Raw genomic sequence first — 23,244 nt, forward strand, 5'->3', positions numbered from 1 at the left:
TTTTGGGTGAAGTGATATTTAATAAAACATTTGAAATACTACATTGAAAATTGTAGGAACAAATAATTCTGAAATAGCCAATTCATTTTTTATCATTGCTTACTTTAAAAAGAAATTCCTTTTCTTCTTTTGTAAGACTATCATATCCTGATTTAGAAATTTTATCTAAGATCTGATCTACACGTTTTTGATTGGAAACCGAAGTTTTCTTTTCATTTTCTTCTACCGGTTTATTTCTTACATAAGCCACTCTAGGTTTATTGCGTTTTGGCTTATGATATTTATCAATCAAACGAAAAATCCATCCAAACCAATTGTAACCCTGGCGATATGAAATAATAAAAAAGAAGCCTGCCATTGCACCACCAAGATGTGCGATATGTCCACCGGCATTGCTACCTGAAGAAATATTTATTATATCAATCAACAATGCAACTAATGCAATCCATTTCAATTTTACCGGACCGATTAACATCAGAAATACTGTATAGTCAGGTACTAATGTGGCGGCTGCAACTACGATAGCGAGTATAGATGCAGATGCACCGACTAACATAGCACTTGATTGAAAAGCCGGCGACATATTAAATGTGATCATAAATAATAATGCACCAAATACACCACCTGTAATATATAATGGAAACACATAACGAGGATTCATAAACTGCGTGAATATACGCCCGAAGAAAAACAGAAACAACATATTAAACAGCACATGAAAAATGCCGAAAGGGGTATGCAGAAACTGATAAGTAAATATGCTCCAGGGCTGTCTTAAAAATTCTTTTATATGATTGGGGAAATAGAGCATATCCATCACCCGAAGAAAAGAATCTTGCTTCCCGAAAATTGTAAAAAACAACATTACCAAACTTTGTAAAACGAAAATGCCAATATTGATTATCAGCAGTTTTGTAATAACATTTCCGAGGTGATATTTCTTTTTTATTTCATTCAGCATGGGAATTAATAAAATTTTGTTTTTGATTTTTGCCAATATTTAATTAAAACAAAACCAACCAACATCCCTCCCAAGTGCGCAAAGTGAGCAACATTATCTGCAGGATTATTTATAAAGCCCATATATAATTCAATAGCGGTAAGTATCATCACTAAGTATTTCGCTTTTAAAGGCAGCAGGAAATATATATAAATAAGTGTGTTAGGAAACAGCATACCATAGGCGAGTAATACACCATAAACAGCACCCGATGCACCAACCAATGGTGAAAAAATTGCACGCAAAGTACTTAAATTACTTTCGGAATAGTTGCCAATAATATACCCTTCTTTTAATATGTCAGGTGAAATAGAACCGGTGATTTGATACAGTTGAATTGCATGCACGCCGGTGTATAATAAGGTGGCACCTATACCGGTAATAAAATAATAAATTAAAAATCTTTTTCCTCCCCAAACATTTTCTAAGACAGCTCCAAACATCCAGAGGGCAAACATATTAAAGAACACATGTCCAAAACTTCCATGCGTAAATAAATGGGTAATTATCTGATAAGGTTGAAATTCGGGCGACGTAGGATAATACATCGCCAACTTTTCTATTAAAGAGGGGAAAGTGAGAGTTGCCAAAAAAACCAACCCATTAATGATTAATAAATTTTTTATTACTGGTGGCAGGAAATTAAATCGCTGCATTCCGAACTGCGTCATTTTTTTATAGCCTTAATTTTTTTTGAGAAATTGTTTCACCAGGTCATCTAAACCAAAGGTAATAAATGTGTGATTGCCATCGGGGGAAGCATGCGGTACCTTGCATGCAAATAACTCATCTATTAATAATTTAATTTCAGTAAGTGTAAGTGATTTGCCTGATTTAATAGCATTGCTCTTTGCCATACCCTTTGCAATTGCTGTATGTTTATCTAATTTCAAATCCGCAGTGTTTTGCTTAAACTGCTCTAATAAATTTTCTATTATTTGTTTTTCATTAGTATCTGTCAATTCCGGTGGAACACCATGAATTACAAAAGTATCTTTTCCGAAAGGTTGTATATCAAAGCCAAGACAATTGATGTCTTCTAAAATATCATTTAAGATAGCCGCATCCGTAACAGAAGTATGCAATGTGGCAGGAAATAATTGTTGTTGAGTAATATGTTTTTTATTGCTGAGTTGTGTGAGATATTTTTCAAATAAAATTCTTTCATGTGCCGCTTGTTGATCAACAACTACATACCCGGATTTTATTTGTGCAATGATAAAATGATTATGCACCTGAAAAGCATGCATCACAGAATCTTCTACATGAAAATTTAAATCTTCGAAGTGTTCAGTTTGAGAAATAGTTGTATCTGCCGCATTAAATCTTTCCCGAAAATTTCTTGTATCTGCCAAATTTGATTGCAGGGTATTATCTGTATTTGCATTCATTTTACTTTGCATTGTCTTAAAAGCAGGTTCAAGACTTTGTGATGATATTGGTCGGATAAATGCGGGTAAATGAGCGAAGGTGGCATCCACTTCAAAATCCAATGTGGGTGTAATACTATAAGCTGCCAAAGCATGTTTTACTGCAGCATGAATAAAAGTATAAATGATGCGCTCATCCTCAAACTTTATTTCTTGTTTGGTGGGATGCACATTCACATCAATACGTTTTGGGTCTATATCAATAAAGATTACATACAGGGGATAACTGCCATCGGGCAACATTGCTTCATAAGCAGTTTTTAATGCATGATGCAGATAATTACTTTTTATAAAGCGATTGTTTACAAAAAAGAATTGTTCGCCTTTTGTGCGTTTTGCATTTTCTGGTTTGCCGATAAATCCATGTAGATTGGTAACAGAAGTTTTTTCTTCTACAGGGACTAATTTTTCATTATAATTATTGCCGAACAAATGAATAATGCGCTGACGCAGATTTGCTTTTTTTAAATGGAATATTTCAACACCATTGTGATGCATGGTGAAAAATACATGCGGATGTGCTAATGCAATTCTTTCAAATTCATCCATGATATGTCGTAATTCAACAGTATTGGATTTCAGAAAATTGCGCCTTGCAGGTACATTGTAAAATAAATTTTTAACAGCGATAGAAGTGCCTGCAGAAGTTTGACAGGGCTCCTGACTTTTTACTTCAAAGCCTTCAATTATAATTTGTGTTCCTAATTCTTCGGTATGCAATCTTGATTTTAATTCCACTTGTGCAATTGCAGAAATAGATGCCATTGCTTCACCACGAAATCCCATTGTGCGAATATTGAACAGGTCATCTACTTTTTTAATTTTTGATGTAGCATGTTTTTCAAAACACATCCGTGCATCTGTATGGCTCATGCCGCTGCCATTATCAATTACTTGAATTAATGACTTGCCTGCTTCCTTCACAATCAATCTGATTTCATCGGCTCCGGCATCCACTGCATTTTCCAATAATTCTTTCACCGCAGAAGCAGGTCTTTGAATTACTTCACCTGCTGCAATTTGATTTGCAATAGTATCAGGTAATAAATGAATAATGTCTGCCATCAGATTTTATCAAGTAAGAAAAATAAAAAACAACAAAAGCAGGATGACGATAATAAATATGCGCAGATTGTAAGTTTTGCGTTTGCTGCGTCGCAAATCCCTTTTGTAATCTAATAATAAAGAAAGCTTTTCGCCTTCCGGGGATTTTGCTCTCATGCGGGCTTTTGCTTGTGCTTCTTCTTTTTCGGGATCCCAATACACGGGTTTATAGTTAAACTGCCGTGGACTGCGCCCTCCAAAAAAAGAATTTTTACCAAACAACATCTTCCTGAAAATTTCTTTTTAAACACAACAGCTTGTTAAATCGTTTGCTGAGTGATATCTTACAAAGGTAACGAACAGCTTTGCAAGGTTTAGTAAATGGTACAAATAAGTAGTGATAACGTGAATAACATGCGGCTAATAGTAAGTCAATTTATACTTTTGTAAACACACAAACATTAATGATTTTGAAGCGATTGATTTGGATTTTATTTTTTTCCACCGGATTCGGTGCCACTTATATTGCAGTGGATAATACGCCTGTTACTGCCGATAGAGATATTCCGTTCTACGATAAGAATTATGCTTGGGTGGATTCAATGATGGAGGCAATGACTTTGGATCAAAAAATTGGTCAGTTATTTATGGTGGCTGCATATTCTAATCAGGATGCTGCACATCAGATTCAAATTGAAACACTGATAAAAAAATATGATATCGGCGGTTTAATATTTATGCAAGGTGGACCGGTGCGACAAATTAATCTTACAAATCGCTATCAGAGTATTAGTGATATTCCATTGTTAATTGCAATGGATGCAGAATGGGGACCTGCTATGCGGCTGGATTCTATTCCTGCTTTTCAACGGCAATTAACATGGGGTGCTATTCAGGATGATTCTGTAATTTACAACACCGGAAAAATAATTGCATCGCAATTAATGAGATTGGGTGTACATGTCAGTTTTTCGCCGGTAGTTGATATCAATAATAATCCTGCAAATCCTGTAATCGGGGACAGATCCTTTGGAGAAGATAAATTTAATGTGGCATTAAAAGGTGTTGCTTATACAAATGGCTTACAGGAAAATGGAATTATTGCATGCGCAAAACATTTCCCTGGTCATGGTGATACAGATGCTGACAGTCATTTAAGTTTACCTACAGTAACTGCATCAAAAACAAGATTGGATACTTTAGAATTATATCCATTTAAAATTTTAATAAATGAAGGTGTTGGCTCGGTGATGCTCGCACATTTATTTGTACCTGCATTAGATGCAACAAAAAATCAGGCTTCTTCACTTTCGCCAATTGTAGGCAGAACATTGTTGCGGGATTCACTTGGATTTCGTGGACTGACATTCAGCGATGCATTGAACATGAAAGGTGTTAGCATGTACTATCAGCCCGGTGAATTAGAAGTGCAAGCGTTTCTTGCCGGCAATGATGTGTTGTTGTTTTCATCTGATATTCCTATAGCGTTTAATGCAATTAAAAAAGCAATTGAATCTGGAAAAATTTCTGAGCAACAATTGGATGAAAGTGTTACACGAATTTTAAAAGCAAAAGCATTTTCAGGTTTGAATAAGTTTAAGCCTATCCCTAATAAAAATGTTGCAAGTGATTTAAATACTACAGAAGCAAAATTGCAAAAGCGAAAAATTACTGAGCAAAGTATCACTTTGGTTATTTCAAAAAATAAATTAATTCCATTCCTAAAATTGGATACACTTAGTATTGCAACGCTAAGTATTGGTGATGGAAGTCGAACTGAATTTCAGACATATATAGATAAATATGCTGCAGTAAATTCTACAGTATTAAATAAAGATGCAGCCTCTTCCGGTTTCGACGCTACATATACTAAATTGAAAAATTATGAATCAGTAATTATAGGAGTTCATGGAACATCACGCAGTGCATCAAAAAATTTTGGTATTAATCAAAATACATTCGACTTAGTAAAAAAATTAGCGGATGTAACTGATGTAACTCTGGTAATTTTCGGCACACCTTACGCTGCTACTAATTTTAAAACTGTGCAGAATTTAGTTGTGTGTTATGATAATGATAACTATACACAACAGTGTGCGGCAATGGCATTGTTTGGTGCTATTCCTTTTAAAGGAAAATTACCTGTGGGTGCGGGGCAATACAAAGTAAACAGTGGTATCAGTACGGCATATCTAGGCAGAATACAATATTCAATTCCTGAAGATGTGGGAATTGCAAGTGAGCGATTGCAGAAAATTGATTCATTAGCTAAAGTATGTATTGATGTAAAAGCAGCGCCCGGCTGTCAGATATTAGTTGCAAAAAATGGGAAAGTAATTTGGGATAAAAGTTATGGTTATACCAAATATGATAAAAAAGAAAAAATTACTAGTGAATACATTTATGATCTTGCTTCGGTATCGAAAATTTGTGCTACTACTTTGGCGATGATGCATCAATATGATAAAGGCAATTTTGATGTAACCAAAGAAGTGGACGATTATCTGGAAGATACTAAAGGAAGCAAAATCGGTAATCTTAAAATGACGGATGTATTAACACATCAGGCGGGATTGGTAGCATGGATTCCTTTTTATAAAAAAACATTGAATGCAGATAAAACATTAAATGCCACTTATTATAATCAAAATAAAATTCCGGGTTTTGAAATTCCTGTAGCGGATAATATTTATATGAGGGATGATTACCGTGATACGATGTGGCAAATAATAAAAGATACCCCATTAAAACAACCGGGTAAATATGTATATAGCGATCTCACTATGTTTATTTGCCGCAGAATAGTTGAAAAAATTACCGGTCAGCCATTAGATAAATATGTGAATGAAAATTTTTATACGTCACTTGGATTAAAACATACCGGATTTAATCCTTTGGATTTTGAAGAAAAAAAATTCATTGTACCTACGGAAGATGATAATTATTTCCGCTATCAGGTTGTGCAAGGATATGTACACGATATGGGTGCTGCAATGATGGGTGGAGTAGAAGGTCATGCGGGCTTATTCAGCAACTCAGAAGATCTTGCTATTATTTTACAAATGTTATTAAACGGAGGAAGTTATGGTGGTGAGTCTTATTTCAGTACCGCAACAGTAGAAAAATTTACCGGTAAATACAGCAGCAATTCACGACGTGGATTTGGTTTTGATAAACCGGAAAAAACTCCGGGTAAAAGTTCGCCCGCCAGCGATTATGCAAGTGCAAAAGCATTTGGTCATCTTGGGTTCACAGGTATTTGTGTTTGGGCTGATCCGGAATATGATCTCATTTATATTTTTCTCTCCAACAGAGTGTATCCCAAAGCGGATCCGAATACATTAAGCAGCGAAGGTACCCGCAATAAAATCATGGATGTTATTTATCAGAGCTTTCTCGGCAGCAATGCAGATACCACTATGAAATAATTTATTTACATCTTTCACCTATCATACTTTTTACTTTTTTTTATCTGTTAGAATACTCTTGATTTATATCCGTCATTAGCAAGTGTTTTCTTGTATGCTGAACATTTTATCATCCGATTACATTTAGTAACCATTAACTTCACATTATGAACATAGGCATTGTATGTTATCCCACTTACGGCGGAAGCGGTGTAGTGGCAACAGAACTCGGGAAAGCGTTGGCTGATAAAGGATATAAAGTACATTTTATCACTTACAAACAACCCTTTCGATTAGATTCTTTTCATGAAAATATTTTCTTTCATGAAGTAAATTTCAGCAACTATCCCTTATTTGAATATCCACCTTATGAAACTGCACTTGCAAGTAAAATTGTGGATGTAGCACTTTATGAAAAGTTGGATTTACTGCATGTGCATTATGCAATTCCACATGCATCCGCAGCGTATATTGCAAAACAAATTCTTGCAGAAAAAAATTACGCATTGCCCTTTATTACAACACTGCATGGTACGGATATTACATTAGTTGGAAAAGACGAAACATTTATTCCGGTAGTGCAATTCAGTATAGAAAAGTCTGATGGTATAACTGCAGTTTCAGATAGTTTGCGAAAAGAAACTTATCAATATTTTGATATTACAAAATCTATAGAAGTGATTCCCAACTTTATTGATTTTGACAGATTTAAAAAATTAAATAAAGAACATTTTCGAAAAGTAATTGCAAGGCATGGAGAAAAAATAATTATGCATACTTCTAATTTTAGAAAAGTAAAAAGAGTAGAGGATGTGGTAAAAGTATTTTGTGAAGTACGCAAAGAAATACCCGCAAAATTATTATTAATCGGTGATGGTCCGGAAAGACAAAATATTGAAAAATTAGTACGCAAAGTGTGTGATCCTGATGATGTACATTTTCTGGGTAAACAAGAAGCAGTGGAAGAGTTATTGGCGATTGCAGATTTATTTATTTTACCTTCTGCTTCAGAAAGTTTTGGATTGGCAGCATTAGAAGCAATGGCTTGTCAGGTGCCTGTGATATCCAGTAATGCAGGTGGCTTAGCGGAAATTAATATTGAAGGAGAAACAGGTTTTTTATGCGATGTGGGTGATGTGGAAGCAATGGCGGAGAAAGCACTTTACATTCTTTCTGATGAAGAAAGATTGGCAACATTTAAAGCGAATGCATTTAGGCAGGCACAAAAATTTTCTATTGAAAATATTTTACCGCAATACGAATCATTTTATAATCAAGTATTGGAAAACAACAAGAAAAAATTATTAATTAAATCATAATTATTTTTATGGCAGATATGCAATTAGTAGATACAATTAATGAAGATATAAAGCAGGCAATGCGCAATAAAGATGAAGCTGCATTGCGAGCATTGCGTGGAATTAAATCCGCACTGTTGATTGCAAAAACAGAGAAAGGTGCAAGTGATATAATTGCTCCAGAAAAAGAATTACAGATATTACAGAAGTTAGTAAAGCAACGCAAAGAAAGTCTGGAGATTTATCAAACACAGAATCGTGCAGACTTAGCAAAAATTGAAGAAGAAGAAATTGCAGTAATTGAAAAATATTTACCTGCGCAAATGAGTGCTGATGCATTGCGTGAAAGTTTGCAGCAAATTATTCAACAAGTAGGCGCTACTTCAGCGGCCGATATAGGAAAAGTAATGGGCGCTGCCAGTAAACAATTGGCAGGAAAAGCAGATGGCAAAACCATTTCCGCTATGGTAAAAGAGTTGCTGGCTCCTTAATCTGATGGCTGTAGATATTATATATGTTTCCTTATTAATTATTGCTTTAGTTATCGGTTTTATTCGTGGATTAATTGCAAGCTTATTTGCATTAATTGCGATGGTTATTTCAGTACTTGCTGCTGTAAATTTAAGTCGCTTGGTTTCTGAATATTTGCAAAACGCATTGCATTGGCAATCGCCCTACATGCCGTTGATTTCATTTGTAATAATTTGTTTTGCAGTACTCTTAATTTTTCGATTACTTGCAAAAGCAATAGAGCATATTTTTTCTTTTTTACAACTTACTTTCTACAATAAATTGGCGGGAGCAGTTTTATGGGCACTAGCAATCACTATGTTATTTTCAACTTTATTATGGTATGGCAGCAGAGTGGGATTACCGGGAGAAAAAATAAAAACAGATTCTAAAACATACTATACTTTAATAGAATTTGCGCCGCTAACAAATAAAGTGATCAGTTATATTATTCCTCCGGTGAAAAATATTTTTAATAATCTCAGTGATTGGTTTGATAATCTGGATGACAATGAAAAGTCTGAGGAGGAAACGCAAATAATAATATGATTTTGTTGTTGGATAATTATGATTCCTTCACATGGAATCTCTATGACTATCTTGCGCAAACAGGAAAGCAAGTGGAGGTGTGGAGAAATGATGCATGTACTTTACAACAAATTGAAACCCTGAATCCGGAGGCAATAGTTATTTCACCCGGCCCCAAAACACCTATGGATGCTGGTATCACCATGCAGATGATTGAATCGTTTCACCATCGCATTCCCATGTTGGGAATATGTCTTGGCTATCAGGCTTTGGGTATTTATTTCGGTGCATCGTTAGTAAAATCAGTTGTGCCCATGCATGGCAAAACATCCTTGATTCAGCACAATCAGGATATTATATTTTCCGGTATTCAATCCCCAATGCAAGTGATGCGCTATCATTCATTGAACATTGCAGACATTTCGGCAATGCAATTAGAAGTGATTGCACAAACCATTTCTGGTGAACCAATGGCTATTAAACATTGCCATTTTCCGCTTTATGGTTTTCTCTTTCATCCCGAATCTATTCTAACATCTGCAGGTAAATTGCTCTTGCATAATTGGTCAGAAATGTTGCCTGTAATAAAATGAAGTAGGCTGTCGGATAGTAAATTATTTATATTTGTATCAGACACATCATAGTATGGAATATAAGATTAATGAAGAGCAGGAGTTTAAGTTTGTTGAAGTAGGTGAGGGAGAAGTTATTCTTCTGCTGCACGGATTGTTCGGTGCACTAAGTAATTTCGGTGACTTAATTGAACATTTTCGTGGCAAGTATAAAGTTGTAATTCCTATATTGCCTTTATACGATTTGCCTATCGAAGAAACCACGGTTACAGGATATGTAAATTATGTGGAGCGGTTTACCGATTATAAGAATTATAAAAATGTAGTGGTATTAGGAAATTCCTTAGGCGGACATATTGCACTGATGTTTGCGTTACAAAATCCTTCAAAAATTCGTGGTGTTGTGCTCACCGGAAGTAGTGGATTATTTGAGAGTGCGATGGGAGATACTTATCCCAAACGTGGTGATTATGAATACATCAAAGCTAAAGCAGAAATTACTTTTTACGATCCTGCAATGGCATCCAAAGAATTGGTTGATGAATTATTTGAGATAGTAAATGATCGCAATAAAGTAATTCGTGTACTGGCAACTGCAAAGAGTGCAATACGCCAAAATTTGGGTGAAGAGTTACATAAAATTACAGTTCCAACTTTACTTATTTGGGGGAACAATGATACCGTAACCCCACCGTTTGTAGGAGAAGAATTTCATAAATTAATTGCGAATTCTACATTGTTATTTATAGATAAATGCGGGCATGCACCGATGATGGAACAACCACAGATTTTCAATCAATATCTTGAGGATTTTTTAAATAAATTACCATAACTTGTTAGCAGAAGAAATTATATCAGACAATATACCGCCACTCAAAGGCAGTGATACCGGCGAAAAAGCAATTGAGTGGATGATGGAGTTTAAATTGTCGCATCTGCCACTTGTAGAAAATAAAAAATATCTCGGTTTAGTTTCTGAAGACGACATTCTGGATTTTAATAATACCGGCGAAAAACTCGGCAGCTATCTGCGCAATTTATATAAACCATTTGTATTACATACCGAGCATATTTTTGAAGTATTGAGAGTTGCTACAAATTTGAAAACTACAATTATACCTGTGGTAGATGAAGACATGAATTACCTCGGTATTATTTCTATGCAAAGTCTGTTATACAGTTTTGCAAAAATGAGTTCTATCAGCGATGTAGGTGGTGTAATTGTATTGGAATTGGAGAGCAAAGCAGATTATGTAATGAGCGACATTGCAAGAATAGTGGAGAGCAATGATGCACATATTTTAAGTATGTTTTTGAATCGCAATGCCGACAATGATAACTATAGTGTATTCTTAAAAGTAGATGTAACGGATATCCGTGCAATCGTTGCTACGTTCAATAGATATGAATATACAGTGAAAGCATATTTTGATGAATCGGATATGGGCGATATCTATAAAGACCGTTTCGATTCGCTGATGAATTATCTCAATATCTGATGCGTGCATTTTTGTATTTAATTACATGTACTTGTTTTTTTTTGCTGAGTTTTTCTCTGCAAGCTCAGCATGTAAAAGTTTCGGTAGATTCCATTTCTATCACAGGAAACAATAAAACAAATGATCATATTATTTTACGTGAAATTCTTTTTTCTGTTGGTGATTCTGTTGCTATAAGCCGGCTTCCGGGGATGTTGGATACATCTATTATGAATGTATTAAACACCCGATTATTTGTTGAAGTATATGTCAACTTTCAACCGCTGAATCGCAATTCTATAATTATAACTGTGGATGTAAAAGAACGCTGGTATGTGTATCCACAATTTTCACTAAGCCTTGCCGACAGAAACTTTAATGTGTGGTGGTATGAAAAAGATCATAAATTAAACCGATTGGAATATGGAGTGGGTATGGTGGCATTTAATCTTACAGGCAATAACGATCCGCTGCGATTAAATTTCGTGTTTGGTTTTGCAAATAAATTTGCAGCAAGTTATGATCTTCCTTTCTTTAATGAAAAAACAAAATTGGGAGGCGGTGCATCATTTGCATATCAAACTAACCGGCAAGTATATTATACCACTAAAGAAAATGCACAAGTGTTTTTTGAATCTGATGAAAATGTGCGCAAGAAAATAAAAGCAGATATTAATTTACATACAAGAAATAATATTTTCTATACAACAGGAATTAAGTTACAATTTAATCATGTAGAAATTACTGATTCAATTGCACATTTAAATCCGGACTACTTGGGTGGTGGACGAAAAATTTTAGATTTTCCGGTAGTGTCTTTGCATTTTGCAGATAATCATACTGACAATCATCAGTATCCTTTGCAAGGCCATTATTTCGAAGCGGAAATAAATAAAATCGGTTTTGGTAGTCCTGTGAATCAAGTTTCAATCGCATTGCAGGCAAATGGATATAAACCATTGTCCAGTAAATTTTTTATTGCTTCGATGCTTGCAACAAAAATGAATTTTTCAAAAGACTATCCTTACTATCTTTTGGAAAGTTTAGGTTATTGCGAATTTTTTGTGCGAGGTTATGAATATTATGTGGTGGATGGGCAACATACATTTCTGCTGCGAAATAATATTAAATGGAAATTTATTGATTGGAAAGTGAAGCCACCAATAATTCAATCTGATAAGATAGAAGAAATTCCGGTGCAAGTGTATTTAAAACTTTTTGCAGATGCTGGTTATGTAATTGATAATTATTATAACGGTGAAAATCCACTTTCAAATTCCTTTTTATATTCCGCAGGTCTTGGCATTGATATAACCAGCAGTTACAATTGGGTATTCCGTTTAGAAAGTGCCGTAAATGCAATGGGTGAATTAGGTGTATTTTTACATTTAGGATTAGACCTCACTACTTATGAAGCTTGCAGTATATGGTAGATTAATTAATAAGGAAGCAATTCCATCTGTGCAACATTTGTTTGACATTTTGGAAGCACGGAAAATTAAGTTTCTGATTTACGAAGATTATTATCCGCATCTGGTTAATAATATAAAATTTAATACTACACCTGAAACTTTCAGCCGCAGTAATCCGGAAGTGATTCGTGAAATTGATTACTTGATTAGCTTAGGTGGCGACGGCACTTTGTTAGATACAGTTACAATCGTTAAAGATTCTGATGTACCCATTCTCGGTATTAATATCGGTCGCTTAGGATTTCTTGCAGGTATCGGAAAAAATGAAATTGAGTTATGTATTAATTCGTTGGAAAGAGGTACTTACTCTCGAGACAAACGCAGTTTGATTCATGTAGATTGTAACAAAGATATTTTTGGCGCACATCCCTTCGGATTAAATGATTTTACCATTCATAAAAAAGATTCATCTGCCATGATTACAATTCACACATATATCAATGGTGAATTTATGATGAGCTATTGGGCAGATGGATTAATTGTAGCCACACCAACAGGTTCTACGGGATATTCTTTAAGTTGCGGTGGGCCTATCATATTTCCAAGTTCACATAACATGGTAATTACTCCTGTAGCTCCGCATAATTTAAATATTCGCCCGCTTGTAGTGAGTGATGAAAGTGTAATCAGTTTTGAAATAGAAGGACGAGCAGAAAACTTTTTAGTAACACTCGATTCCAGATTTCGCTCCATAGACAGCACCGTACAATTAGCAGTGCGCAAAGCAGATTTTAATATCACACTTCTACGATTGAACGAACAAAATTTCTTAGATACCCTCCGCAATAAATTAGGGCTGGGTTATGATAAGAGGAATTGAGGGGGAGTTAGCTAAGTCCTTTTCACTAGTTTTTCAAATTCTGCACTTTCCACTTTTAATAATTGCAAGTACCTTTCTTTTAAAGTTTTTTATGTGAGAACATAATCTGACTTATTATTTATTATGAATACATTTGTTCACTATATTTTTATATTCACAGTTCGTGAACAATTTCTTGCCCAGAAATAGATTTAAAATATAACTTATAAAATAGGGACTAATAAATCACTCCCCTGCAACGCTTTCCACAATAAATCTTTTAGTTCAAGCAGATTTTTTTCTGTGTGAGATGAGATGAAGATATGTGGAATTTTTTTAGGTAAATCTTTACTCAATAATTTTTCTAGTTCCGCATCGGCAAGATCTGATTTTGTTATGGCCAGTACTTTATCTTTTAAAAGTAATTCGGGATTAAACTGTTTTAATTCATTCAGTAAAATTTTATATTCTTTATGAATATCTTTTGAATCCACAGGAATCATAAATAGCAATACTGAATTGCGTTCTATATGTTTTAAAAATCTATCACCCAATCCTTTTCCCTGACTTGCTCCTTCAATAATTCCCGGAATATCTGCCATGATAAAACTTTTATTATCACGATAACTTACAATACCCAGATTGGGAACAATAGTAGTAAATGGATAATCTGCAATCTCGGGTTTAGCGGCACTGATTTTTGAAAGCAAAGTGGATTTACCTGCATTTGGAAAACCAACCAAACCCACATCTGCCAATACTTTTAATTCTAATATTGTCCAAAGTTCTTGTCCCGATTCACCGGGTTGCGCAAAGCGGGGAGTTTGTTTTGTAGAAGTTTTAAAATGATTGTTACCCATTCCTCCACGTCCGCCGGGGAATAAAATTATTTCTTCATCATGATGCATTATCTCCGCAAGTACTTCACCTGTTTCTGCATTTTTTGCAATTGTACCCAGCGGCACTTCAACTATTCTGTCGTCACCTTGTTTGCCGGTTCGCAATACACCAGTTCCATTTTTTCCATCGCCGGCGTAAGTATGTTTTTGATATTTTAAATGTAACAAAGTCCATAGTTGATCATTTCCTTTTAAAATAATATGACCACCACGTCCACCATCGCCACCATCAGGTCCGCCTTTCGCAGTTTTTTTATCACGATGAAAATGAATTGCACCGGCTCCGCCTTTTCCACTGCGAAACATAATCTTTACATAATCTACAAAGTTTTGCTTTTCCATAATTGATTATAGTGTTTCTATTGCAGAAACTAATGCATTAAAAATAGAATCTTTACTTCCTATCCCTTCTATTTCTTTTACAAGATTTTTTTTGCGATAATGTGCTGCCACCGGTTCTGTTTTTTCACGATATTCCATTACACGTTTTCGAATAGTTGCTTCATCGGTATCATCACTGCGGCCACTTGTAAGTCCACGTTGTAAAATACGTTTTGTGAGTTCTTCTTCATTTACAACTAAACTGAGAACACCATGTATTTTACTCGCTTTATCTTGTAGTAAAATATCCAATGATTCTGCTTGTGCAACGGTGCGGGGAAAGCCGTCGAAAATAATTCCCTGCTTACCTTGTTTGCTTGCTTCATCCAAGGTGTTGCCAATCATTCCTATCACCACTGCATCGGGAACAAGTTTCCCTGCATCCATAAATTGTTTTGCTTCCAAACCAAGCGTTGTACTTCTGCTAATTTCATCACGCAATAAATCGCCGGTGGAAATATGCAACAGATTAAAATGTTCTTTCAGCATTGCTGCTTGTGTTCCTTTTCCACTTCCCGGAGGGCCAAATAAAATAATATTCATCATAACAATTGGAATTGTGTATGGGGTAAAGTTAAGAAGATAACCGTGGAGAAATATTGAACAACAGAATAACTGAATGCACACAATACTGAAATTATTTTTATTTAAAACGCATGCGATATATCTTATCATCATTTGCTAAAGGAGATGACTCTCTGCCATCCATATTCGATGAACAAAATAAAATACTGTTGTCAGGAGCCGCAATTATATTTCTCAAACGTTTATATGTTCCGTCAAATAATATTTCTTTTACAGAAGCAGAATCATCTACAGTTTGAATTACTATTAATTTACTGCCACGCAAACACGCCATTATAAATGTATCTCCGAAAGTGTTTGTGTTATCTGAATTCACAAAAGCCAAACCGCCAGGAGCCCATGTATCATCTCCACTGTGAATTAATGGCGCAAGCATATTTTCCTTGTTATCATTTCCAATTACATAAGGCCAACCATAATTGCCACCCGGAATTATTTTATTAAATTCATCATGACAACACCATCCGTTTACTTCTCCAGAAGGGCCGTGTTCTGTTGCATACATATTTCCATTATTATCCCAAGCAAATCCCTGCACATTGCGATGTCCATAGCTATAAATTAAATTGCCGAATGGATTGCCGTCAACTGCATTTCCATTTATATCCATACGCAAAATTTTACCTGAAAGAGATTGCAGATCTTGTGCATTTTGCGGATCCGTTGCATCTCCGGTTCCTGCATATAAAAAACCATCAGGACCGAAACTTAAAATGCCACCATCATGAAACATAGCTGCGGGAATATTTTTTATAATTACGGAATCTTCGGTAAGCATATTATTTACAAATTTTAATCGCACTATTTGATTACCACTTTTTACTGTTTCATAAATAAAAATCCAATGTGTGGTTTCAAAATTTGGATCTACAGCCAAACCTAATAAACCACCTTCAGCTCTTGCACTATTTTTTCTTTGCATCAATGCGTTCACTTCTCCAGTTTTGATGTCTAATATATTTATATCACCGGAGCGTTCGTTAAACATTAATCTGCCATCAGGCAAAAATTCCATACCCCAGGGAACATCTAAATTATTGGCTACTTCTTCTATTTGATAGCCTGCTGTTTGCAGCGATGAGGCTGATTGTTTTCCACTTGTATTTGTGCATGCAAAAAATTGTAAAATACATGTTTGCAATACCAACAAGAATAGAATATGTGTAATTGTTTTCATTGGGTTATTTTGAATGTCAAGATGAAGTTACAATTTTTGAATACATCTTTAAAATCTTTATTTAAGGGGGCTAAACTGTATTTTTGTCAAAATTAATTTTTTATGCGCATTGTATTCTTGTATTTGATATTGCTTCCAATACTTCCATTATTCGGACAACAAGAAAATATTATCACCTACAATAACAATTTAGTTTTCACAATGGATCATGCATCGGTTATGGTAAAATTTAATGCGCAAACTTCTTTAGAGAATCGCTCTGCTGCATTAAATCCACAATACTTCGAGCCGTTTAATTTTGCAAATAGTGATATAAATTATTTCTATGCATTTGTTCCATTGAAAAGCGGATTATCCAATAATGAAATTTTTCAAGCTGTTGAAGAATTGTCGAACAATAATTCAGTTGCTTATACTTCAATGATGTTTCGGGATGAAAATGATGTGCTGTGTGCACCCACCAATAAAATATTTGTACAATTAAAATCCGGCAACATGTGGCAGGATATGATGCAATTGTTGAATACTACTTTTGCAGATTCACATATCACTGTTACACAAAAATATTTTGCTCCCAATACTTATGTAATAGAATTTGATTTAAAAAATACCGCTTCCATGTTTGCATTTGCAGATGCATTATATACAAGTGGCTATTTTAATTATTGTGAAATAAATTTAGTTTCTCTGATTAATAAACTTACTGATGATACTTATTACAATCGTCAGTGGTCAATAAATAATATCGGTTCCGCAGTGCAATATAGTGGAACTCCGGGTGCTGATTTAGATATTCTATGTGCCTGGGAATACACAAAAGGTGATGGAATTAAAGTAGCGATTATTGATGAAGGCGTTGACCTTACACATGATGATCTTACACCGAATTTAGTAGAAGGTTATGATGCCGTGTATTGGGGTGGTGGTACCGGCTCGGATACTCAGGGCAGTTATAAAGCAGGTTCGGATGATGCACATGGTACTAACTGCGCAGGCATTGTTGCTGCAGTTGCTGATAACGGAATTGGTGTTACAGGTATAGCTCCGGAAAGTAAGGTAGTTCCTGTTCGTATTGCATATTCGGATGCATGGGGTGGATGGGTATATGAAACATTTTGGGGAGTAGATGCAGTGGAATGGTGTATTGATAATGCGAACGCAGATATATTAAGTAATAGTTGGGGTGGTGGAAGTGCAAGCACCGCTTTTAATGGTGCAATAGAATATGCAGTTACCGAAGGTCGAGATGGTTTGGGAGCAGTTTTTATTGCGGCCGCTGGTAATTCAAATGTTTCTGAAGTGCATTATCCGGGAAATAATATTAATGCAATTGGTGTTGCCGCAACCAGTATGTGTGATGAAAGAAAATCTACTTCTTCATGTGACGGAGAATATTGGTGGGGAAGCAATTACGGTACTGCATTAGATGTGGCTGCCCCCGGAGTGAAAATGCCATCTACTGATATTTCTGGTTCTGCAGGTTATAATTCAGGCGATTATAATTTGGAATTTAATGGAACCAGTAGCGCTACTCCGGCAGCAGCAGCAGTAGTGGCTTTAATACTTGCTTACAATCCTGCGCTTACTTATGAAGAGGTGAGATTTCTTTTGGAAAGCACTTGTGAAAAAGTAGGTGGTTATACTTATAATGAAAACGCCTCTCATCCAAATAGTACATGGACAAGTCAATTAGGTTATGGTAGAGTAAATGCATGTCTTGCATTGGAAGCAGCTACGGCTCCGGATATTCTTTGTGGTATTGAAGCATTTACTACAGACACCGTGTATCCGGGAGAAAATTATCCTATTGAAATGTTTATTCAAAACAATGGTTTTGCCGGAAGTGAGGGATTTGAAAATGGAATTTATTTATCTGAGGATTGCTCTGCTGAAGATGCAATTAATCTTACAAATTTTTATGCTCCTGCTATTATATCCGGCGAAACAATTATATACAATTCTACTATGGAAATTCCTGAATATTTTGAAGCAGGAGATTATGAAATTGTATTGGTTGCAGATAACAATAATGCCATTGCCGAATACAACGAATTAAATAATCTTGCATGCCGCTCTATTTATATTGCATGTGAATTTAGTCCACAAAGCAGTGAAGTATTTTATGATAAAAATGCAATCACTGATTCTTTACAAATTGAATCTACTTCCGGATGCAGTTGGGAAGTAACACCTGCTCCGCCATCCTGGATATCCATTATAAATAATGCAGGTACGGGAAATGGATATTTTATTTATTCGTTAAATGAAAACATGGATAATGTGAATCGCAGTTTTTCATTTCAATATGGATCGAACACATTTACAATTAATCAGGATTTTCAACAATTTGATATTGAAACTATTTTATCCGGAATCAGCATCTATCCCAATCCGGTTAACACTATTTTAAATCTTACCTTAGAATATGGCACTCTTGAAAATGCAGAATATGCTGTAATTAATATGATGGGTCAAACAATTGCAAATGGTAATTTAAATGGAAGAGAATTTACTTTCAATTTGCAGGGCTTACCTGCTGCTGCTTACATTCTGCAAATATCCGCAGAAGATAAAACTGCGCTATTTAATTTTATTAAAAACTGACAAGGCTACTTCAACAAAAAATGTATGCCAAACATTTGAAAATATTTATTTCTGATGCATGTAGTAATTTAGTAGCGATATGAGATTACTATTAGGAGTGTATTTAACCTTTATGGCAATTATGTTTATGCGTTGCTCAGAAGTATCTGAAGTGGATGAATTAGCCAAACAAACAGAACGTATTCAAATTGTTTTTACCGATGATTTACTGAACTACACAGACATCACGGATAAAAAAGAAATTAAACGTATTGCCAATTTTATTACCGATGAGGAAACACCTTTTTATAAATGCGGATACGATGGATATATGATTTTTTTTACTGAATCAGGATCGGTAAGAATGAATTTTAATATTCAAGAAGATTGTGCACATGTGGTGTATGATTATGCAATGACTATTAAAACTTTTAGAATAAGTGAAGACGGTATTGCTTATTTAACACACCTGAAAGAATAATTACACATGCCGGTTTTTGATGAGAGAGAGCAACCCATTCCCATGATGCCGCTGTTAGTGGTAACTAATATTTTTCCATTAGTGGGTATTTTATTTTACGATCTTTCCTTCTTTGCTTTTTTTTATTTGTATTGGACAGAAACAGTGCTGATTGGTATTTTCCGTTGGTTGAAAATGATTAATGCAAATAAAAAGGAAGAAGCCAACCAAAACGTTACCATAAATGGTGAACCACTCACATTTAAGAAAGTAAACAGCAGAGTGTTTATGATGGGCATGTATTTTTTCTGGCGAAGTGCGATTTTAATGTTTTATCTTGTTTTCATCATTGTATTTGTAGGCCTTTGGGATACGAGTAATACAGATAGTTATGTAAGCTTTGGTAGAGCAATTACCTTCAGTGACTCATGGATGCAAATTACTTTACTCAGTTATATTCTTGCTCAATTAGTTGATTACATTTTATATATCCGTGATAAGCAATATCAAATTACAAGTTTGCAGGAACTGGCAAATATTTTTGATGGCCGCACTATTGTTTTACATATCGTTATTGTACTTGGCGTATTTCTTTCTCAATGGGTAAGTAATTATGTGTTTCCCGATTATCCAAAAGCGGGAACTATAGCATTTGCTTCTTTATTTGTTGTAATTAAAACAATTGCTGATGTATTTGCTTATAAATGGCAAACTTCCCGACAGCAGGTAATTACAAGTATATTTGATAAGTCGCCTGAAAATAAAACCGCATAAATTTTCATCAGAATATCTAAAACCCAAATTGAAAATCTTTTATTAAATGCAAAAAATACTTCTACTCACATTAAGTATTTATTTCTCCTCTATAATTTTTGCGCAACAATTACCGCCCTATATTCCATTGCGCATTTATGAAAAAATTTCTTTGGATGGAAGACTTTCTGAACCTGTTTGGCAGCAAGCGGAAGTGATAAATGATTTTATGCAATACGACCCCTTTCCCGGTCAACAACCTTACGCACTTACAGAGCTTCGCATTATGTACGACGATGATTTTATGTATGTGGCCTACAGTTGTTTTGATCCTGAACCGGATAAAATGATTGCGTTAAGTTTAGAGCGTGATTTTGAAATAGGTCGTGATGATGGTATTGCATTTATTATAGATACATACAATGATAAAAGTACAGGCCTTGCTTTTATTACCAATACATTAGGTGCAAGATGGGATATGGAATTTTCCAGCGACGGAACCACAGAAAATGATTCGTATAATACATTTTGGGATGTAACTTCTTATTCTGATTCAACAGGATATTACAGCGAGTTTCGTATTCCGTTTTCTTCAATGCGATTTAAATCTGATTCAATGGTAACGATGGGAATTCGTGCAATACGTTTAATAAAAAGATTAAATGAATATAGTATCTATCCCCCATGTCCGCCGGATATTGATAATGCATTCTGGAAAGTGTCGCTTGCAAGAGAAATGCAATTAACAAATCTGGAAAGTGCTAAACCATTTTATATTATTCCATACGTTACCGCAGGTTATGGCGAAATACAACAATTGAATAGCGATGGAACTGCGTATGAAAAAGAAACCGAATTTATGAAGCGCAATTATTATTCGGATAATGAAGTGGTAGATAAAATACTGAGTAATATCGGTGGCGATATTAAATATGGAATCAGTAAAAATCTTACTCTTGATTTAACAGTGAATACAGATTTTGCACAAGCAGAAGCAGACAATGTAATTATTAATCTCAGCAAGTATGAAGTGAATTTACCGGAGAAAAGAGGCTTCTTTTTAGAATCTAAAAACTATTTTAGTTTCGGTACTTCTTCAGGAGATCAACTTTTTATTTCGAGAAGTATTGGTCAGGATGATGGAGAAATAATTCCTTTAATTGGTGGTGCAAGAGTTACCGGTAAAGTAGGTAATTTTCAATTTGGTGCATTGAATATGCAAACCGGTTCTGCAAATGATGGTGCAACCCCGTCGAGTAATTTTACTGTATTTCGCAATCGTGTTTTTTTTGACTCTCTTGGCAGTTTCTGGGGAGGCATTATTACAAATAAAATTAATGTAGGTGAATCGCCTGCAACATTTCAAAGTCTGGGTATTGGTGGTGTAAAATATATTAATTCTAGATTATCCATTATTTCTGCTATTTCAGGTACATATGAAAATATGGATCTCGCTGCATTCGCAAATCGGGTGTATTATAATTTTGGTATAAATCGCAATGTAAGGCAAGGATGGAATTTAGGTTTTGATGCGAGTTTGATAGGAAAAGATTTTGTTCCTGAAATGGGTTATATCGCAGAAAATGATTTGTTGAATACCGGATTAAAAGTGGGTTATATATGGCGACCGGAAAGTGCAACAATTAGTTCTTATAATATTTACACATTTTCCCGCTATCGTTACAAACCTACTTTACAGCAAAATGAAACAGAATTTTTTTCTGCGGAAGGTTCACTCTATTTTAAAAATGGATTAGGTATTCAGGTAAAACCTTTGGAGATAAATAATGATTTATTGTTTTATGATTGGAATATAAATAATGATATTACCATTCCGCAAAATACATACTTCATGTACTCTCCTGATTTGAATATAGAGGCTCCGTCAGATGGAGATTACAGTGGAAATGTGTTTATGAAATTCGGTGATTTTTATGGGGGAAATAGATTTAGTTTATACCCATCAGTAGATTATTTTATAACAAAGAATTTGCAAATAGGAATAGATTATGAATACAATCATATTCAATTCCCCACCGAATTTGCAAGCGGTGATAACAACGCATTATTTATAAGCAACTTAATCCGATTAAATATTTCATGTTATTTCTCTTCTAAAATTTCCATTAAGTTATTTACGCAATACGATGATATTTCTGATAAGGTAAGCAGCAATTTACGATTCAGATATAATCCGGTAGAAGGCACAGATTTGTATGTGGTGTTTAATCAGGATTTAAATACAGATCCGTTGAACATGATGCCTGAATTACCGGTAGTAAATAATCAGGGAATCACTGTGAAGTTTGTTAAAACCTTTACTGTAAAATAATTATTCTGCAAGCTGCCAGATATCTTTTAAGTTGCGACCAATTTCATTATAATCCAATCCATAACCCACCACAAAAGTATCGGCTATTTTAAAGCAAACTCTATCGGCAGAAATAGGTTTTTCTATTTGTTTTTGTAATAATGCAATTGTGAAAACAGAAGCTGGAGATTGCTGTTTTATATTCTTCATTAAGTATTGCAAAGTATTTCCCGTATCAATTATATCTTCTATGATAATCACATTTCTATTTGTTACATCAGGTAGATTTTCATTGTGAATTATCTCTCCGCTTTGTGTTCCGGTGTATGACTTTATTTTTATAAAAACAATTTCTACAGGATATTGAAAATGCTTTACCAGATCAGCAGCAAACATAAATGCACCTTGCAACACCACAATGCACAAAGGATTTTTAGCTGCATACATATCGGAGATTTCGGTGCCTAATTTTAAAATTGCAGATTGAATCTGCTCGTTGCTGATGTATTTAATAAAATGCTTATCCTCTAAAATCATAGAACAAAATAACACATCTG

At 34.8% G+C, this 23,244-nt stretch carries 21 protein-coding genes; 13 read left to right on the forward strand and 8 right to left on the reverse strand.

The features are described from left to right. Positions 1–82 precede the first annotated feature (82 nt). Genes IPN31_15065 through IPN31_15080 form a run of 4 tightly spaced genes read right to left on the reverse strand, consistent with a single transcriptional unit; the run spans position 83 to position 3,759 of the window. Positions 83–997 carry a rhomboid family intramembrane serine protease gene (locus IPN31_15065; protein MBK8683195.1) on the reverse strand — a complete coding sequence of 305 codons (915 nt, stop codon included), beginning with the start codon at positions 995–997 and terminating at the stop codon, positions 83–85. After that, a complete protein-coding gene (locus tag IPN31_15070) occupies positions 967–1,671 on the reverse strand; it encodes a rhomboid family intramembrane serine protease (GenBank protein MBK8683196.1) in 705 nt (234 codons plus the stop codon). The genes IPN31_15065 and IPN31_15070 overlap by 31 nt, the downstream gene beginning before the upstream one ends. A gap of 12 nt (positions 1,672–1,683) precedes the next feature. Beyond that, positions 1,684–3,495: a DNA mismatch repair endonuclease MutL gene (gene mutL / locus IPN31_15075; GenBank protein ID MBK8683197.1), complete on the reverse strand. Its 1,812-nt coding sequence runs from the start codon at positions 3,493–3,495 to the stop codon at positions 1,684–1,686. Between the two features lie 9 nt (positions 3,496–3,504). After that, positions 3,505–3,759: a hypothetical protein gene (locus IPN31_15080; protein MBK8683198.1), complete on the reverse strand. Its 255-nt coding sequence runs from the start codon at positions 3,757–3,759 to the stop codon at positions 3,505–3,507. A 185-nt stretch (positions 3,760–3,944) separates the two neighbouring features. On the opposite strand from IPN31_15080, the gene IPN31_15085 reads away from it, so the two are divergent. The 9 genes from IPN31_15085 to IPN31_15125 all read left to right on the forward strand — a co-directional run bounded on the left by IPN31_15085 (position 3,945) and on the right by IPN31_15125 (position 13,559). Then, positions 3,945–6,902, forward strand: coding sequence for a serine hydrolase (locus IPN31_15085; GenBank protein MBK8683199.1), 2,958 nt, complete (start codon positions 3,945–3,947; stop codon positions 6,900–6,902). Positions 6,903–7,048: 146 nt separating this feature from the next. After that, a complete protein-coding gene (gene bshA / locus IPN31_15090) occupies positions 7,049–8,200 on the forward strand; it encodes an N-acetyl-alpha-D-glucosaminyl L-malate synthase BshA (protein ID MBK8683200.1) in 1,152 nt (383 codons plus the stop codon). Between the two features lie 17 nt (positions 8,201–8,217). After that, positions 8,218–8,670 carry a GatB/YqeY domain-containing protein gene (locus IPN31_15095; protein MBK8683201.1) on the forward strand — a complete coding sequence of 151 codons (453 nt, stop codon included), beginning with the start codon at positions 8,218–8,220 and terminating at the stop codon, positions 8,668–8,670. Between the two features lie 4 nt (positions 8,671–8,674). After that, complete coding sequence (locus tag IPN31_15100) at positions 8,675–9,238, forward strand: CvpA family protein (GenBank protein ID MBK8683202.1); 564 nt, start codon at positions 8,675–8,677, stop codon at positions 9,236–9,238. After that, positions 9,235–9,810: an aminodeoxychorismate/anthranilate synthase component II gene (locus IPN31_15105; protein ID MBK8683203.1), complete on the forward strand. Its 576-nt coding sequence runs from the start codon at positions 9,235–9,237 to the stop codon at positions 9,808–9,810. The genes IPN31_15100 and IPN31_15105 overlap by 4 nt, the downstream gene beginning before the upstream one ends. Before the next feature lie 52 nt (positions 9,811–9,862). Further along, the gene (locus IPN31_15110) at positions 9,863–10,621 is read left to right on the forward strand and encodes an alpha/beta hydrolase (protein ID MBK8683204.1); all 759 of its coding nucleotides are present in this window, start codon (positions 9,863–9,865) and stop codon (positions 10,619–10,621) included. Position 10,622: 1 nt separating this feature from the next. Continuing rightward, the gene (locus tag IPN31_15115; protein MBK8683205.1) at positions 10,623–11,288 is read left to right on the forward strand and encodes a CBS domain-containing protein; all 666 of its coding nucleotides are present in this window, start codon (positions 10,623–10,625) and stop codon (positions 11,286–11,288) included. Beyond that, complete coding sequence (locus tag IPN31_15120) at positions 11,288–12,700, forward strand: hypothetical protein (GenBank protein ID MBK8683206.1); 1,413 nt, start codon at positions 11,288–11,290, stop codon at positions 12,698–12,700. Before IPN31_15115 ends, IPN31_15120 begins: the two co-directional genes overlap by 1 nt. Further along, positions 12,678–13,559, forward strand: coding sequence for an NAD kinase (locus tag IPN31_15125; protein ID MBK8683207.1), 882 nt, complete (start codon positions 12,678–12,680; stop codon positions 13,557–13,559). Before IPN31_15120 ends, IPN31_15125 begins: the two co-directional genes overlap by 23 nt. A 203-nt stretch (positions 13,560–13,762) precedes the next feature. Here IPN31_15125 and obgE read toward each other — a convergent pair whose 3' ends face one another. The 3 genes from obgE to IPN31_15140 form a co-directional block, all read right to left on the reverse strand. Beyond that, a complete protein-coding gene (obgE, locus tag IPN31_15130; GenBank protein MBK8683208.1) occupies positions 13,763–14,779 on the reverse strand; it encodes a GTPase ObgE in 1,017 nt (338 codons plus the stop codon). 6 nt (positions 14,780–14,785) lie between these two features. After that, positions 14,786–15,364 carry an adenylate kinase gene (locus IPN31_15135; GenBank protein ID MBK8683209.1) on the reverse strand — a complete coding sequence of 193 codons (579 nt, stop codon included), beginning with the start codon at positions 15,362–15,364 and terminating at the stop codon, positions 14,786–14,788. Between the two features lie 97 nt (positions 15,365–15,461). Then, positions 15,462–16,580, reverse strand: coding sequence for a PQQ-dependent sugar dehydrogenase (locus IPN31_15140; GenBank protein ID MBK8683210.1), 1,119 nt, complete (start codon positions 16,578–16,580; stop codon positions 15,462–15,464). A 102-nt stretch (positions 16,581–16,682) separates the two neighbouring features. Here IPN31_15140 and IPN31_15145 point away from each other — a divergent pair, with 102 nt between their 5' ends. The 4 genes from IPN31_15145 to IPN31_15160 all read left to right on the forward strand — a co-directional run bounded on the left by IPN31_15145 (position 16,683) and on the right by IPN31_15160 (position 22,708). Beyond that, positions 16,683–19,184: a S8 family serine peptidase gene (locus IPN31_15145; GenBank protein ID MBK8683211.1), complete on the forward strand. Its 2,502-nt coding sequence runs from the start codon at positions 16,683–16,685 to the stop codon at positions 19,182–19,184. Between the two features lie 79 nt (positions 19,185–19,263). Further along, positions 19,264–19,644: a hypothetical protein gene (locus IPN31_15150; GenBank protein ID MBK8683212.1), complete on the forward strand. Its 381-nt coding sequence runs from the start codon at positions 19,264–19,266 to the stop codon at positions 19,642–19,644. Positions 19,645–19,650: 6 nt separating this feature from the next. Continuing rightward, positions 19,651–20,397: a hypothetical protein gene (locus tag IPN31_15155; protein MBK8683213.1), complete on the forward strand. Its 747-nt coding sequence runs from the start codon at positions 19,651–19,653 to the stop codon at positions 20,395–20,397. A 46-nt stretch (positions 20,398–20,443) separates the two neighbouring features. Beyond that, on the forward strand, positions 20,444–22,708 hold the full coding sequence (locus IPN31_15160; GenBank protein ID MBK8683214.1) for a carbohydrate binding family 9 domain-containing protein: 2,265 nt from the start codon (positions 20,444–20,446) through the stop codon (positions 22,706–22,708). Here the strand turns inward: IPN31_15160 and IPN31_15165 are convergent, their stop codons facing one another. Beyond that, positions 22,709–23,224, reverse strand: coding sequence for a hypoxanthine phosphoribosyltransferase (locus IPN31_15165; protein ID MBK8683215.1), 516 nt, complete (start codon positions 23,222–23,224; stop codon positions 22,709–22,711). It abuts the gene before it with no gap. Positions 23,225–23,244: the final 20 nt, after the last annotated feature.

The organism is Bacteroidota bacterium, from assembly GCA_016715425.1.
In the GTDB taxonomy this organism is placed as follows: Bacteria; Bacteroidota; Bacteroidia; order Chitinophagales; family BACL12; genus JADKAC01.